Here is a 1,797-nt window from a genome sequence, read left to right on the forward strand (position 1 = left end):
GCACGCCGTTTCCAGTGGGTCATGCCCACCGGGACGCAGATGCTGCGCAATGTGGCTGGCGGTGTGATGATGGCCTGGGGCGGCATTCTCGCGATGGGCTGCACCATCGGACAGGGCATGGCGGGTGTCGCCACCCTGTCGGTATCGAGTTTTATCGCGGTGGCCAGCATGGTGCTGGGTGCCTGGATGGCACACCGGGTGCTTGCCATGGCGACGCGCGCCAATCCGGCCGCCAGCGTCTGACCGTTCAGGGAAAATAACATGAGTGAATTCAGCGAAGCCCGCCACGAGTACCAGGACTACCTGCATGGCATTCGCCACAACCTGGCCCAGTTTACTTTCCAGCTGCTGCAGGTGCTGATGGTCGGCTTGACACTGGGCATGATGCGCACCGTTGTGCCGGCACTGGCAAGTTCCGAGTTTGGGGTTCCGAAAGGTTCCTTCATGCTGCTCATCGCCTTTGTCGTGGCCTTTGGCTTCGTCAAGGGAACGCTCAATTTTGTGGCGGGGCGCCTGTCTGAACAGATTGGGCGCAAGAAAGTGCTCATGCTCGGCTGGCTCAGTGCCATACCGATTCCGTTCATGATCATGTACGCCCCGAGCTGGGGCTGGATCGTCGCCGCCACCGTGTTGCTGGGCGTCAACCAGGGCTTTGCCTGGTCCATGACGCAGACCTCCAAGCTCGACATCACGCGGCCCGACCAGCGCGGCCTGACCATCGGCCTCAATGAGTTTGCCGGCTATGTCGGCGTAGCCATTGCCGGCATCGTCACCGCCTACATGGCCACGGCCTTCGGTGCGCGCCAGGGCTTGCTGATCTTTGGCCTGATCGTGATCGTGTCAGCGCTGGTGCTGACACAGTTTTTTGTCAGGGAAACACTGCCTTGGGCGAAAGCCGAGGGCGCGCGCCATGCAGCAGGCAAAGCGACCGGGCCCATACCGCGTTATCCGGTCCATGTGCCGGCCAAGCCGACGACCTGGGATATGTTCGCTCTGATGACTTGGCGTGACCGCCGTATGGCGGCGCTCTGTCAGGCCGGACTGGTCGAGAAATTTGTTGATGCCCTGGTCTGGGTGTTTTACCCGGTGTTCCTCTACCAGCAGGGCATCAGCTTGCCCAATATCGGCTGGATCATTGGCGTCTATGGTTTTGTCTGGGGGGGCTCGCAGTTGTTCACCGGCAAGCTGTCGGACCGTATCGGACGCCACCGGCCCAATGTGTGGGGCATGTGGATTTGTGGTGCGGGGGTGGCGATGATGCTGCTCGGGCAGGGCGTGGCCTGGTGGATGCTGTCGGCCGCCGTCTCGGGCTTTGGCATGGCGCTGCTGTACCCCAACCTGTCGGCGGCTGTGGCAGACATATCGCACCCGAACTGGCGTGGTTCGGCCATTGGCATTTACCGGTTCTGGCGTGACCTCGGCTATGGCATCGGGGGTCTCGGGCTGGGCATGGTGGCGCACTTCAGCGGACAAATGGAGGCGGCGTTCTGGTTCGTTGCCCTGTCGATGTTCGCCTCTGGCGGCCTGCTGTGGCTGCTCGGTGAAGAAACCCACCCGCGGCTCAATCCCGCGCACTGAAACTCAACAATCGCTTTACAGGAAGCAATCCATGAAATTCAATTCGATGATCCACGCCTCCCGCCGCTCAGCGCTGGTGGTGGCACTTGCGGCCGCATTTGCGAGTTTGCCGATGGCTGCCCATGCCGAGACTGACAAGGCCACGACCGAAGCGCTTGAGTCGTACTTCGACTTTGTCGACTACAACAGCGGCACCATCATGGCTGAGCAGATTCCGGC

2 protein-coding genes and 1 pseudogene are annotated in these 1,797 nt (G+C 61.5%); all 3 read left to right on the top strand.

From position 1 onward, the window contains the following. Positions 1 to 243: YeeE/YedE thiosulfate transporter family protein (locus ABW22_RS10815; protein ID WP_157648603.1), on the top strand; the 243-nt coding region annotated here is incomplete at its 5' end. 18 nt (positions 244 to 261) lie between these two features. Beyond that, positions 262 to 1,578, top strand: coding sequence for an MFS transporter (locus tag ABW22_RS10820; protein ID WP_059756225.1), 1,317 nt, complete (start codon positions 262 to 264; stop codon positions 1,576 to 1,578). 31 nt (positions 1,579 to 1,609) lie between these two features. Next, positions 1,610 to 1,797: pseudogene (locus ABW22_RS10825) on the top strand (hypothetical protein); the annotation flags it as partial.

This window comes from Thiobacillus denitrificans (assembly GCF_001530125.1).
Lineage (GTDB): Bacteria > Pseudomonadota > Gammaproteobacteria > Burkholderiales > Thiobacillaceae > Thiobacillus > Thiobacillus denitrificans_C.